This window comes from Pseudobacillus sp. FSL P4-0506 (assembly GCF_038003025.1).
In the GTDB taxonomy this organism is placed as follows: Bacteria; Bacillota; Bacilli; order Bacillales; family Domibacillaceae; genus Pseudobacillus.
The window spans coordinates 1,651,430-1,665,044 of record NZ_JBBOOI010000001.1 but is presented as its reverse complement, the minus strand read 5'-3'; the positions used below and the strand labels follow the sequence as shown (position 1 = coordinate 1,665,044).

Here is a 13,615-nt window from a genome sequence, read left to right as displayed (position 1 = left end):
AGTTTACTTTACTATCATTCTAATGTCAAGCGCACTTTACAAAGATAGTGTTTTAGCCTAAAAAAGAACCCGTCCATTATAGAGACGGGTTAAGGGGTCAGTTGCCATTCTTTGATGATTTCTAAAAGCTGCTCTTTCGTTTGCATAATGGAGCCATTATTATCAATTACCGCATCCGCTCTTTCGACTTTGTCAGCGAGCGGGAGCTGAGAAGCGATGCGGGCTTTAGCAGCTGCCTCATCTAAATGATTGCGAGCCATCAACCTGTCCAGTTGCGTGGCTTCACTTGTATAAACGACAATCACTTTTTCGACCATCCATGTCAATTCACTTTCGAATAAAAGCGGGATATCCATAATAATCGTTTGTTTTCCCGCTGCAACAGCTGCATCTTTCTCCGCAATCATAAACTGGCGCACAGCAGGATGAACAATGCTATTTAGCTTCTCCCGCTGCTCTTTATCGTTAAAAATAAGCTCTCCGAGTCGGCTTCGGTCTAGGGAGCCGTCAGGTAAAAGTATCCCTTCGCCAAATGTTTCAACAATTTGTAAAAGAGCTGGCCTACCCGGCTCAACTACTGCTCGGGCAGCCACATCTGCGTCCACTACTGTGTACCCCAATTCTTGTAGCAAGCGGCTCACCGTGCTCTTTCCGCTTGCAATGCCTCCGGTCAATCCAATGATTGCTGCCATGACTTCCTCCTCTTAACGGTTAAATTTTCAACGTTCCTAAGATGATTAATAAGATGCCGGGAAAAAAGGAAAGCCGCTGTACCCATTGAATCCCTGCAAACTTCCGGCCACAAGCCAGCCCTCCTGTAATAAACAGAAGGTTCATCACAGCTACAGCTGCCGCAAGTACAAGCGCCGGATAGCCAAGCATAGCCGCTCCAATTCCTGCACCGAATGCATCTAAAGAGAGAGCAAAGCCGAGCAGCAGGGCCTCCAAACCATTAATTGTGCCAGATTGATCCAAATCCGCAGCCGTTGGACGTTTAAAAATATGAACAACCACACCAAGCCGTTTCAACTCTAAATGGATAAGCGGCTTCTCTTCCATCTGCTCATGCACTTGTCTCTCCCGGAAAAATTGCCAAAGGACCCAAGCCCCGAGCACAATCAAAATAATACCGCCAAGTCGGCTGGCTGCTTGCTCACTGAACCATCTGCTTAGCCAATGGCCTGCCCCCATGGCAACGAGAAGCACTACCGCTGAACAAAGCGATAAAATAATGGAAGATTTAACCGGCAATTTTAGCTTTTTTAATCCGTAGGCAAGGCCTGCACTGAAACTGTCTAAACTGACCGCTGCTGCCAGCATAAATAACGAAATATACCCATCCATCAAACAGCTCCTCCCCTGTCAAAACGTTACTGTAGTATATGGAAGGAGGGATGGGAAGGTTCAATTTTATTAGCTTGGAAACGGCTGACAGTTTGGACAAAGATGCGTGCCGCGACCGGCTGTTCTTATTTTAACAATCAGTTCACCGCAACATTTACAAGGCTCTCCTTTACGGTTGTAGACAAAATGAGTTTCCTGGAATGTACCGGCCTGCCCCTGGCTGTTCACATACGATCGGACAGTACTTCCTCCTTTATCTACCGCTTCTTTCAATGTGGAAATAATCTCTTTTTGAAGAACAACAATCTCTTCTTCATTGAGTGAATTAGCCTTTCGTTCAGGGTGGATTCTCGCCCGGAAAAGAGCTTCATCTACATAAATATTGCCGAGACCCACAAACACTTTTTGGTCAAGCAGCACTGCCTTAATAGTTCTCTCAGTTTTCTTCAGCTTACTTTTTACGTATTCAACCGAAAAGTCCTCGGAAAACGGCTCAGGGCCAAGCTGTGACAGCGGCAGGGAATTATACTCCTGTCCCCGCTGAAATAAATGCATCGTGCCAAACTTACGTACATCCCGGTAGTGCAGCTCAGAGCCGTCTGTAAATTTAAATAATACGTGTGTATGAGGCTCTTCTTCTTCCCCGCACCCATGCAACCGGTATTTTCCTTCCATTCGCAAATGAGAAACGAGTGAATAATGATCAAGGGTAAAAATTAAAAATTTTCCTCTGCGCCCTATGTCATGAATCGTTTCACCGATCAAAGCATCAGCAAATTGCTCTGCCTGTTCTGGTTGTTTAATAATATTTGGCCACCGGATCTCCACCTCTTGGATGGTTTTACCGACGACAAGCTGTTGAAGAGTACGCCGGACAGTTTCTACTTCTGGCATTTCAGGCAAGTAGATCTCTCCTCTCTATGTTGTCTTTTATTATTTGGCATCGTACCATGTCGGTCCGTATGAATAATCAACCTTCAATGGAACCTTTAGTTGAATGGCCTGTTCCATTACTTCTGGGACAAGCTGCTTCATTATTTCAATTTCCTCTTTTGGCACTTCAAAAATTAATTCATCGTGTACTTGTAACAGTAGCTTGGAACGAAGCTTTTCATTCTCCAGTCTCTCGGCCACATCAATCATCGCTTTTTTAATAATATCAGCTGCACTTCCCTGAATTGGCGTATTCATCGCTGTTCGCTCTCCAAAGCCTCGTAAATTAAAGTTGCGGCTCGTGATTTCTGGAATGTAACGGCGGCGTTGCATCAGTGTAGTAACAAAACCTTTTTCTTTCGCCTCGCGGATGATGGAATCCATGTATTCTTTCACACCCGGATAAGTTTGTAAATAACGATCAATAAAGGTACCTGCTTCTTTTCTTGTGATGCCGAGACTTTGAGACAAGCCATAATCGCTGATCCCGTAGACGATACCAAAGTTGACTGCCTTTGCCTGCCTCCGCATATTGCTGTCTACTTCTTCCTGTGACACGTGGAACACATCAGCGGCTGTTGCTGTATGAATATCAAGGTCATGCAAGAAAGCATCGATTAATTTTTCATCATCAGCGATATGAGCAAGTACACGCAATTCAATTTGCGAGTAATCGGCGGCAAACATCACTGAATCAGGCTCTGACGGAATAAAAGCCTGGCGGATCTTTCTGCCTTCCTCCAAACGGATGGGGATGTTTTGCAAATTAGGTTCTGTTGAGCTTAACCGTCCTGTTTGCGTCAACGCCTGGTTGAAGCGTGTATGAATTTTGTGTGTATCAGCATCTACTACTTTAAGAAGCCCTTCAATATAAGTCGACTGAAGCTTGCCGAGCTGACGATAATGTAAAATATGGTCTACAATTTCGTGGGACGGCGCCAGTTTTTCAAGCACATCCGCCGAAGTAGAGTAACCTGTTTTTGTTTTTTTTATAGGTGGCAGCCCCAATTTCTCAAATAAAATTGTCCCAAGCTGCTTCGGCGAATTAATATTAAACTCGGTGCCTGCAAGTGAATAAATCGTCTTCTCAATATCAGCCAGCTTGCCTTTTAGCTCTTCGCCCATTTCCTTCAGACGGTTTATATCTACTTGAACACCTTCTGACTCCATATCAGCAAGAATGAGTGCGAGCGGCAGCTCCAGCTCATAAAATAATTCAAGCTGTTGGTTTTCTTCAAGTTCTTTTAGGCAAACCGCTTTTAATTCCTCAATTGCTGCTGCTTTTGAGGCGATATGCTCGGCATATACCGATCCTTCAGGAAGTTGGCGTTTGGCTCCCTTTCCATATACCGCTTCATCTGATTGAATAGATGAGATGCCATGCAGCTTCGCTACGGCAGCGAAATCTTCCGGTGACTCAGATGGGTTGAGCAAATAAGAAGCAAGCCAGATATCAAAGTCAATTCCCTTGAGCTCAATTCCATAGCGCCTTAATCCAATAATAGTACGCTTTGCATCATAAACAGATTTTTTCTTCGTTTCATCCTCTGCCCATTTTTTAAAAACGGCTGACTGAAATGCCGCTTCTGCCGGAATAAAGTACGTTCCCTTTTCCCCACTTATCCCAAAACCAGCTATATCTGCCCGGTGATAGTTTTCAGTAATCATTTCTAAATAGAAGGAATCCTCTCCACTAAAAAGATCGTCTGTCAGTTCTGTCACAGACTCATAATGTACGTCTTCATGAGCAGAAGCTTCTTCTACCGGACGGTCCAGCTTTTCCAGCAGCGAGTTAAATTCAAGTTCCTTAAATAACTCATATACTTTTTCATTATCCGCTTCATGATATTCCAGGTTGCCTATCGAAAAGTTAATGGGAACCTCACGAAGAATCGTCGCCAGCTCTTTGCTCATTAAAGCGAGATTCTCGTGCTCGCGTAGTTTTTCTTGCAACTTTTTCCCACTCACCTCATCGATAGATGCAAGTAAGTTTTCTACAGAACCAAATTGCTTTAATAGCTTGATCGCTGTCTTTTCTCCAACTCCAGGTACACCCGGAATGTTATCAGAAGAATCACCCATTAAACCCTTCATATCAATGATTTGTTCTGGTGTTAGCCCATACTTTTCCTCAACGTGAGCAGGAGTATATTCTTCAATGTCGGTAATTCCTTTTCTTGTAATACAGACGGTAGTCGCATCAGAGGCAAGCTGAGTTAAATCTTTATCTCCTGAATAAATTTTAATTTCATATCCATCTTTTTCCGCCTGAAGCGACAAGGTCCCAATAATATCATCTGCTTCATAATTTTCCAGTTCATATTGAGCAATACCGTAAGCTTTCAGCAATTCACGGATATAAGGAAATTGCTCAGACAGCTCAGACGGTGTTTTTTGCCGGCCGCCTTTATAATCGCTGTATGTTTGATGCCGGAAAGTTGTTTTACCGGCATCAAAAGCAACAAGAAGATGTGTAGGTTGCTCTTCCTTTAATACTTTTAAAAGCATCATAGCAAAGCCATAAACTGCATTGGTATGGACACCTTTGTTGTTATTCAATAAGGGCAAGGCGAAAAACGCCCGATAGGCAATGCTGTTGCCGTCAATTAATACGATTTTTTTCTTCAAAGCGGTCATCCTCCTCTTGCTTATTTAAGAAAACGGTAAACGTGGTGCCTTCATTGGCTTTACTTTTTACAAAAATCTCCCCATCATGCGCCTCGATAATATGTTTGACAATGGCTAATCCAAGACCAGTGCCTCCTGAATTGCGGCTTCTCGCTTTATCTACCCGGTAAAAACGCTCAAAAATCCGCGGTATCTCTTCCGGATTTATGCCAATGCCATTATCTTCTACTTCAACGATTACCCGGTTCTCTTTATCAAAGGCCCTTACTTCTATATGGCCTCCTTCTTGTGTATACAAGATAGCGTTTGTCAATAAGTTAAAAAATACTTGTTTTAGCCGACTGGCGTCTCCAGTAATCCATAAATCTTTCTCCAGTTGCAGTGACAAATCAATCCGCTTAGCTTCAAAGCGATTTTGCAAGGAGGGAATCACTTCTTTTATCACTTCATCTATAGACAAGTTTGTTGTGTGAAGAGAAATTCCCTTTTGTTCAATTTTCGATAATTCCAACAAATCCATAACAAGAGTTTGCATTCGTTCACTCTCTTTTAAGATAATGTTCAAAAACATCTTCAGTGCCTCTTTATCTTCGAGCGCCCCGTCCAGCAAAGTTTCGGTAAAGCCTTTAATGGAAGTAATAGGCGTTTTCAACTCATGGGAAACATTTGCCACAAAATCTTTGCGCATTTGCTCCAGCTTTTTCAAACTTGTAATATCATGAAAGACAATCAATATGCCTTTCCATTCAGCATTCGTTCCAATGATCGGCGCACCGGACACTTCAAAATGCTTTCTTTCAATCCCAAGTGGCAATAACAGCTGCCTGCGTATATTTTGCTCGGTCATGAACACTTCTTCAATAATATCAATGACTTCCGATTGTGGGATTGCCTCATGATACCTCTTTCTTATTAATCGTTTGTTTTCCAAATGGAAATGTTTTTTAAACGATCGATTCACCATAATGATGAAACCGCGATCATCTATTAGAAGCAAACCGCTTTCCATATTTTCAATTAAGGTCGATAGCCGATTTTGATGAACTTCTTGCGCTTGCATCATTTCCTGCAAATTCCGAGCAAGAATATTAATGGAAGTATTCAGCGTCCCTACTTCATCCGCAGGAATTTCATGCGTTCTGGCCCGATAGTTCCCTTTTGCAAGCTCTATCGCTACTTTCGTTGCCGATTCGATTGGTTTAGTATAGCGATTCGTAATTTTGGTACTAAACAATGTGAGCAGCACGAGAGAGACCCCGAGAGAGAAAAGCAAAATAAGCCAAATTTGCTGGTAAATATCATCAAGATCCTTCACTTTTGTATTTACTACAATCATTCCATCGATTTGACCCGCCTGATTCTCTATCATTCGCCAATGATAATGTTCACCAAACTTGCTAGCAAGCGATTCTTGATAAGCAGTGGAGGGATCGGTATTAGCCAGCCTTTTAACGACCTTTCGATGATCAGATCTAGATGGATCGTCAAAAGCCCCGCTGTCAAAAATTAATCGGCCAGAGGGATCGGCAAGGGAAATCCGTACATGTAGCTGTTTGCTCCAATCTTTTATAGTGTCCTCGTTCAAGGACTCCAGACCACCTTGCCGAGTAATCTGTCCGGCTAATAGTTCTGTCTCTTTTTCCAAACGTTCATTAAATGTGGATAAATAATAGCCTTTGAACACCTGTCCCAGCATAATGCCAAGTGCCACCAGAACAAGAACAATTAAAGAAAGAAGAGCAAGCACAAGCCGGGTACGGAACTTAATCATGAAGGCTTTGGCTCCTCTAATTTATAGCCTAATCCGCGGATCGTTTTTATGTACTCGGGCTTTCTCGTATTATGTTCAATTTTCTCACGCAAATGGCTGATATGCACATCAACAATTCGTGTATCACCGGCAAAATCATATTTCCAAACAGCACTTAACAGCTGATCACGTGTTAATACACGTCCTTTATGCTCCATTAAATATAGAAGTAACTCAAACTCTTTCGGTGTAAGCTCCAGTAAGTTCCCTCGAAAATACGCTTCATATTTTTCTGGATAAATAACGATTTCTGAAACGGTCAGTCCGTTCTCCTGTCCATTTGTTTCTTCTACTTTCGGCATATGCTGCAGCCGGCGTAAAATAGCCTTCACCCGTGCCAGCAATTCTCTTGGACTAAATGGCTTTGTCATGTAATCATCCGCACCTAGTTCAAGGCCAAGTACTTTATCAAACTCTTCATCCTTTGCTGTCAGCATTAAAATTGGTGTGGACACTTTTCTCTGCCGAAGCTCCTTACATACTTCCATTCCATCCAGCCGTGGAAGCATCCAATCCAGCACAAGCAAATCTGGAAGTTCCTCCAATGTTTTTTTGAGCGCTTCCTCCCCATCATATGCTGTGATAACTTCATATCCAGCCTGCTCTAAGTTGTATTTAATTAGCGTTACAATAGATGGCTCGTCATCTACCACTAAGACTCTTTTGTTCATTTTGCCCTCCCTGGAAAGTAATGACCGTTCTTTCTCAATTATACCTTAACCTTCTATTGTTGAAAAAGGAAGAAACGCGACTCCTTCGATGTCGGTCTTTTACGATAAAAATCAATACAAAAACCCCCAGGGGAAACTGGGGGTTTTTGTAAATACCTATTTATCAAGAAAGAACACTCATCACATTACGCACAGAATCAACTGATTTTTGCAGCGCCGCCTTCTCATTCTCTGTTAGCTCAAGCTCAATTACTTTTTCAATGCCATCTTTACCGAGAATTGTCGGTACCCCTAGATAAAGGCCCTCGTGTCCATATTCACCTTCAAGATAAGCAATAGCAGGAAGAATGCGGCGTTGATCTTTCAAAATAGCCTCTGCCATTTCTACAAGGGAAGCAGCTGGTGCATAGTAAGCAGAACCGTTACCTAAAAGAGAAACGATTTCACCGCCGCCTTTGCGTGTACGTTCAACAATGGCCTCAAGACGATCTTGCGGAATCAATTTTTCTAAAGGAATACCGCCTGCGTAAGAATAACGTACAAGTGGGACCATGTCATCGCCGTGGCCGCCAAGAACAAAGCCTGTAATATCTTTTACAGACAAATTTAACTCTTGTGCAACGAATGTACGGAAACGAGCGGTATCAAGAACGCCTGATTGGCCGATCACGCGGTTTTTCGGGAATCCTGATTCTTTAAACACAGTATAAGTCATCGCATCGGCAGGGTTCGTTAGCACGATAATATGGCAATTTGGAGAGCTTTTCGCAATTTCAGCTGTTACAGCCTTCATCACTTTTTGGTTTGTTTGTACCAGGTCATCCCGGCTCATCCCTGGCTTACGAGCAATTCCAGCTGTAATGATGACCAGATCAGAATCTTTCGTATCTTCATAGCTGGATGTACCGATGATGTTCGTATCAAATCCTTGCACAGGACTTGCTTCAAGCATATCAAGGGCTTTGCCTTTGGTTGGGCCTTCCGCTTGTGGAATATCAACTAGTACAACGTCTCCTAGTTCTTTCTGTGCAAGCAAAAATGCCGTTGTTGCTCCTGTAAATCCCGCACCGATGACAGAAATCTTTTTACGTTTCAAAGACATGTGTGAGTCCCCCTTAAAATTAGGTATGGTATGGAATACATATAACACCGTTCCTTTGTAAAAAGAACGGTGTTGATACTAATTAAAGGTTCTTGATTAATTCATCAGCAAACTCAGAAGTTTTTACTTCTGTTGCGCCTTCCATTAAACGGGCAAAGTCATAAGTAACTACTTTAGACGCAATGGTTTTTTCAACAGATGCAGTGATAAGATTAGCTGCTTCATTCCATCCTAAGTGTTCAAGCATTAATACACCTGAAAGTAGAACAGAAGAAGGATTTACTTTATCAAGTCCTGCATATTTTGGAGCTGTTCCGTGTGTCGCTTCAAAAATAGCATGTCCTGTTTCATAGTTAATATTGGCTCCCGGTGCAATTCCGATTCCACCCACTTGTGCAGCAAGTGCATCAGAAATGTAGTCACCGTTTAAGTTCATTGTTGCTACTACATCAAATTCTTTTGGACGAGTTAAAATTTGTTGAAGGAATATATCAGCAATGGCATCTTTAACGATGATCTTGCCAGCAGCTTCTGCATCAGCCTGCGCTTTGTTTGCTGCTTCTGTTCCCTGTTCTTCTTTAATTTTATCGTACTGAGCCCAAGTGAATACTTTTTCGCCGAATTCTTTTTCAGCTAATTCATAGCCCCAGTTTTTGAACGCACCTTCAGTAAATTTCATAATGTTACCTTTATGTACTAAAGTAACAGATTTGCGGCCTTCTTTAATAGCATAGTTGATCGCTGCTCGTACTAAGCGAGTAGTTCCTTCTTTAGAGATTGGCTTAATACCAATACCTGAAGTTTCAGGGAAACGGATTTTATTTACACCCATTTCATTTTTCAGGAAGTCGATGACTTTTTTCACTTCATCTGAACCTTCCTTGTATTCAATACCAGCGTAAATATCTTCTGTATTTTCACGGAAGATAACCATATCAGTATCTTCAGGGCGTTTGATCGGAGAAGGTACTCCGTCGAAGTAACGAACAGGACGCAAGCAGACGAATAAGTCTAATTCCTGGCGAAGCGCTACGTTTAAAGAGCGGAATCCGCCGCCGATTGGTGTTGTTAATGGACCTTTAATAGCAATCAAATATTCACGAATTTGCTCTAGTGTTTCTTCCGGAAGCCATTCGCCTGTTTTGTTAAATGCTTTTTCTCCGGCATATACTTCTTTCCATTCGATCTTCTTTTCACCGTTATATGCTTTCTCAACAGCAGCATCAAGTACACGGGAAGCTGCTGCCCAGATATCAGGGCCAATTCCGTCCCCTTCAATGAATGGGATTACTGGATGGTTTGGTACATTTAAAACTCCATTTGATACAGTAATTTTTTCGCCTTGTGACATGAAAAATACCTCCAATTCCATAATCAAAGGTTAGAGGCATACGCCCTCTAACCTCTGTTACTCAATTTATATTACACCAATTTTTTGGGTGTTTGTAAATATTAGAATTACTTGCGCTTACCGATCGGTACGTACTCTTGCATACCAGGACCTGTGTATTCAGCACGTGGACGGATTAAACGGTTGTTTGAATACTGTTCCAAGATGTGTGCCAACCAGCCAGATACACGGCTTACAGCAAAAATTGGCGTGAACAAATCATGCTCTATGCCCAGGCTATGGTAAACGGATGCAGAATAGAAATCCACATTTGGCGGAAGTTTCTTCTGCGTTGTTACAAGTTCCTCAATTTGTGTGGACATCTCGTACCATTGTGGCTCTCCAGTTAATTCTGTCAATCTTCTTGACATTTCCTTCAAGTGCTTCGCACGCGGGTCGCCTTGACGGTATACACGATGGCCGAAGCCCATAATTTTTTCTTTATTGTTTAACTTGCTCAAGATATACGGCTCTACGTTATCAACGGAACCGATCTCAGTGAGCATTTTCATTACCTGCTCATTCGCCCCGCCATGAAGCGGGCCTTTTAAAGCAGAAATGGCTGCTGTTACTCCAGAATAAACGTCAGATAAAGTAGCTACACATACGCGAGCTGTAAATGTAGAAGCGTTTAATTCATGGTCCGCATGCAGAACGAGCGCTTTGTCAAACGCTTCGATTTCGACAGCCTCCGGTTCTTTTCCGGAAAGCATGTACAGGAAGTTCGCTGCTAAACCGAAATCTTTGCGTGGCGCTATCGGCTCTTCGCCTTTACGGATGCGGGCAAACGCAGTTACAAGCGCAGGGATTTTTGCTTGCAGACGAACTGCCTTGCGGTAATTTGCTTCCTCGCTCATAACATCCGCTTCTTCATCGTACAAACCAATTAATGAAACAGCTGTGCGGAGGGCGGCCATTGGATGGACTTTATCAATTGGATACATTTTAAAGTGGTTAAGTACTTCTTGAGGAAGATCATAGCTGTCTGACAATTGCTGCTTCAGCTCATCTAGCTCTGCCTGTGTAGGAAGTTTTCGGTGCCATAGCAGATAAATAACTTCTTCAAAGCTTGCATTTTCAGCTAAATCATCGATGTTGTAGCCAGCGTATGTAAGAGTGTCATCAATAATAGAGCTTACTGAAGATGTTGTTGCTACTACTCCTTCTAATCCACGAGCGGTCGTCATAATCATTCTCTCCTTCGACTGTTAATTTCCCCCATTGCCTTTTTTGAAACCATTTTTAACTGAGTTCTTGCTCAGTAAAGTTTCATGTAAAACACGAACATTTTTAAAGATTGCGCTTTCACCTGATATTATAAACAATAATTTAATGTTTGTGAATGAAAAGTGTCTAAAATTCTACAAAATCGCCATGGTTTCTCAACAAAACACGGGGAAAAAACATGTTATACTAAAAAATTATTTTCTTCCTGTACTCATTATACATGGGAGCGGCTAAAATTTCTATTGAAACCACTCAAGAACTTTCATAACCGTGTAGGCGATGCCTGCGCCGATCAATGGACCAACGGCCACGCCATTAAAAAGAGCTACCGCTGCAATCGTTCCAAAGACAAGTGCGGTCGTAATATGAGGATCCTCCGCCAGCAACGTCACGCCGCTTTTGCCGAGAAGGGCTACAAGCATACCAGAGATGAGAGCGATCCATGCATAAGGAGACTTTAGAGAATCCCCCAGCTCCCTAAACCCAATTTCTCCTGTCGCAATCGGCACCAACACCGCAATAGTAATGACTGCTACTCCCCAGTTGATTCCCTTCGTTTGAACAGCCGCAAACAGCTTGTCATCTAAACCAATCACTTTCAGTACGAGCAAAACAATAACAGCCAGAAGAAGCGATTGATTTTTCGCAATGAGCGCGATGGCAAGTAACATCAGTAAGAATAGATAAGGCTGCATATCTCTACCCCTTTCTTTTATGCAATTTTTGTCGTTATAATACGAGCCATTTTTCTTTCTCTCCCCTGATCAGATTGATACAATGTGAGGCATAGGAGGTGAAGCCTTGAATTCATCCAACTGGCATAGGTTGATACGCTTTCTGATTGTAATTATTTCCACCGCGTTACTTTTACTCTCTTTATATTATGTTGCAAAAATAACGTACCCATTTATCATCGGCTTTGCAGTTGCTTTTCTTATTCAGCCATTCGTTCGTTTTTTGGAGAAAAAGGTGAGGTTGCCACGAGCTGCTGCTGCCGGCACAGCTATCCTTCTTATTTTGGCTATTTTCGCTGGTGGAATGACGCTTTTAATCGCTGAAATTGTTTCAGGCGCGAATTATTTCGCCTCTGTTGTTCCCCGCCACGTTCACGTTGTAGTGGAGCAAATAGAAAACCTCTTCGCTTCTCAAGTGATCCCAATATATGAACGGGCAGCAGGGCTGTTTCATTCTCTTGATACCGGCCAGCAGGAGACCATCTCTACAAACATTCGCCAAGCAGGGGAACAGTTCGCCTCAACAGCAGGAGAGTTTATCCAGAACTTCTTTTTGAAACTCCCAAAATTAATCTCATGGGTCCCTAATTTCGCGACCGCATTAATTTTCTCATTTCTTGCTGCTTTTTTCATTACTAAAGATTGGGAGAATCTTCAGAAGCGGACGATTCATTACTTACCCGTAAAAGCAAGGACAAGCTTGATTAACGTGTTTGCCGCTTTAAAAAGGGCGTTATTCGGCTTTTTGCGCGCCCAATTGACACTCATTTCGATTACGACCTTTATCGTTCTTGTAGGATTGCTTATTTTGCGGGTAAATTATGCAATTACACTCGCTCTTGTTGCGGGGCTTGTTGATTTGCTTCCTTATCTCGGGACAGGCACCCTATTCGTGCCATGGATTATATACGAATTTATTGCCGGAGATACTGGCCTAGCCATTGGTTTAACTGTTTTATACGTGATCATCATTGTTCAGCGTCAGATTATGGAGCCTAAAGTATTGTCCTCCAGCATCGGCCTGGACCCTCTAGCTACGCTGATTGCCTTATTTGTCGGCTTTAAGCTTGCTGGTTTCTTCGGTCTGATTCTCGGCCCTGTTACACTCGTTATTATTAACGCTCTCAGCAGTGCAGGAGTATTTACAGATTTACGAAACTATATTACAGGAGAAGATGTGCCACCTCCGATGAAATAGAAAAGCGTCAGCCGCTGGCTGACGCTTTTCTATTTCATGATAATGACATTTCCATTTTGAAAAGAACGACGAAATAGTTTTAATAAGAGTGGTTTAACCCATTTTCTTGTGAAGGGAAGCAAAAGTAAAAAACCTAAAATATCTGTAATAAAGCCCGGGGCTAAAAGCAACAAGCCGCCGACCAATATGCATACGCCATCGATTACCGTATCACCAATGAACCGGCCGTTCTGAATATCTTCACGCAACTTTATAACCGCCTGCATTCCTTGTTTCTTAGCAAAATAAGCTCCTAAAAAACCTGTTGTTAAAATCAACAGAAATGTTGGCCAAACTCCTATAGTTTTTCCTGAAAGCATCAGTAGACTAATTTCCAATGCCGGAGCAACAATAAAAATAAATAATAAATATCGCAACGGATTTTCCCCTTTTTAAACAATTTATGTTCTTCTTTATTGTATCATCCCTCCCCAGCCGTCCGCAAAAATAGACGCATCTATTGTCTCTTCATACACTTGTTACTTATAAAAAAAGCTGTTCAGCAGCCGACAATCTGTCAGTTGCTGAACAGCTTTCAT

At 42.4% G+C, this 13,615-nt stretch carries 12 protein-coding genes; 1 reads left to right on the top strand and 11 read right to left on the bottom strand.

Features of this window, described 5'->3' with window-relative positions; translation table 11 throughout:
* Positions 1-89: 89 nt before the first annotated feature.
* From coaE to MKZ02_RS08110, 10 genes are all read right to left on the bottom strand, one after another.
* The gene (coaE, locus tag MKZ02_RS08155; protein WP_120033713.1) at positions 90-692 is read right to left on the bottom strand and encodes a dephospho-CoA kinase; all 603 of its coding nucleotides are present in this window, start codon (positions 690-692) and stop codon (positions 90-92) included.
* 19 nt (positions 693-711) lie between these two features.
* Positions 712-1,344, bottom strand: a complete 633-nt coding sequence (gene ytaF / locus MKZ02_RS08150; protein WP_120033715.1) for a sporulation membrane protein YtaF — start codon at positions 1,342-1,344, stop codon at positions 712-714.
* Positions 1,345-1,413: 69 nt separating this feature from the next.
* On the bottom strand, positions 1,414-2,247 hold the full coding sequence (gene mutM, locus MKZ02_RS08145; protein WP_120033717.1) for a DNA-formamidopyrimidine glycosylase: 834 nt from the start codon (positions 2,245-2,247) through the stop codon (positions 1,414-1,416).
* Positions 2,248-2,277: 30 nt separating this feature from the next.
* Positions 2,278-4,905: a DNA polymerase I gene (gene polA / locus MKZ02_RS08140; RefSeq protein WP_340852941.1), complete on the bottom strand. Its 2,628-nt coding sequence runs from the start codon at positions 4,903-4,905 to the stop codon at positions 2,278-2,280.
* Entirely contained in the window at positions 4,880-6,676 is a 1,797-nt protein-coding gene (gene pnpS / locus MKZ02_RS08135) for a two-component system histidine kinase PnpS (protein WP_340852940.1), read from the bottom strand. The genes polA and pnpS overlap by 26 nt, the downstream gene beginning before the upstream one ends.
* Positions 6,673-7,386 carry a response regulator transcription factor gene (locus MKZ02_RS08130; RefSeq protein ID WP_340852937.1) on the bottom strand — a complete coding sequence of 238 codons (714 nt, stop codon included), beginning with the start codon at positions 7,384-7,386 and terminating at the stop codon, positions 6,673-6,675. The genes pnpS and MKZ02_RS08130 overlap by 4 nt, the downstream gene beginning before the upstream one ends.
* A gap of 163 nt (positions 7,387-7,549) precedes the next feature.
* The gene (gene mdh / locus MKZ02_RS08125; protein WP_120033725.1) at positions 7,550-8,488 is read right to left on the bottom strand and encodes a malate dehydrogenase; all 939 of its coding nucleotides are present in this window, start codon (positions 8,486-8,488) and stop codon (positions 7,550-7,552) included.
* Positions 8,489-8,570: 82 nt separating this feature from the next.
* Positions 8,571-9,860, bottom strand: coding sequence for an NADP-dependent isocitrate dehydrogenase (icd, locus tag MKZ02_RS08120; protein WP_259455789.1), 1,290 nt, complete (start codon positions 9,858-9,860; stop codon positions 8,571-8,573).
* 86 nt (positions 9,861-9,946) lie between these two features.
* Positions 9,947-11,065, bottom strand: a complete 1,119-nt coding sequence (citZ, locus tag MKZ02_RS08115; protein WP_120033730.1) for a citrate synthase — start codon at positions 11,063-11,065, stop codon at positions 9,947-9,949.
* Between the two features lie 279 nt (positions 11,066-11,344).
* Positions 11,345-11,800: a DUF441 domain-containing protein gene (locus tag MKZ02_RS08110; protein ID WP_120033732.1), complete on the bottom strand. Its 456-nt coding sequence runs from the start codon at positions 11,798-11,800 to the stop codon at positions 11,345-11,347.
* A gap of 106 nt (positions 11,801-11,906) precedes the next feature.
* Between MKZ02_RS08110 and ytvI the strand changes: the two genes are divergently transcribed.
* Positions 11,907-13,037, top strand: coding sequence for a sporulation integral membrane protein YtvI (gene ytvI / locus MKZ02_RS08105; protein ID WP_120033734.1), 1,131 nt, complete (start codon positions 11,907-11,909; stop codon positions 13,035-13,037).
* Positions 13,038-13,066: 29 nt separating this feature from the next.
* On the opposite strand, the gene MKZ02_RS08100 is transcribed toward ytvI, so the two are convergent.
* Positions 13,067-13,453 (bottom strand): FxsA family protein, encoded by a 387-nt coding sequence (locus tag MKZ02_RS08100; protein WP_120033736.1) that lies wholly within the window; start codon positions 13,451-13,453, stop codon positions 13,067-13,069.
* Positions 13,454-13,615: the final 162 nt, after the last annotated feature.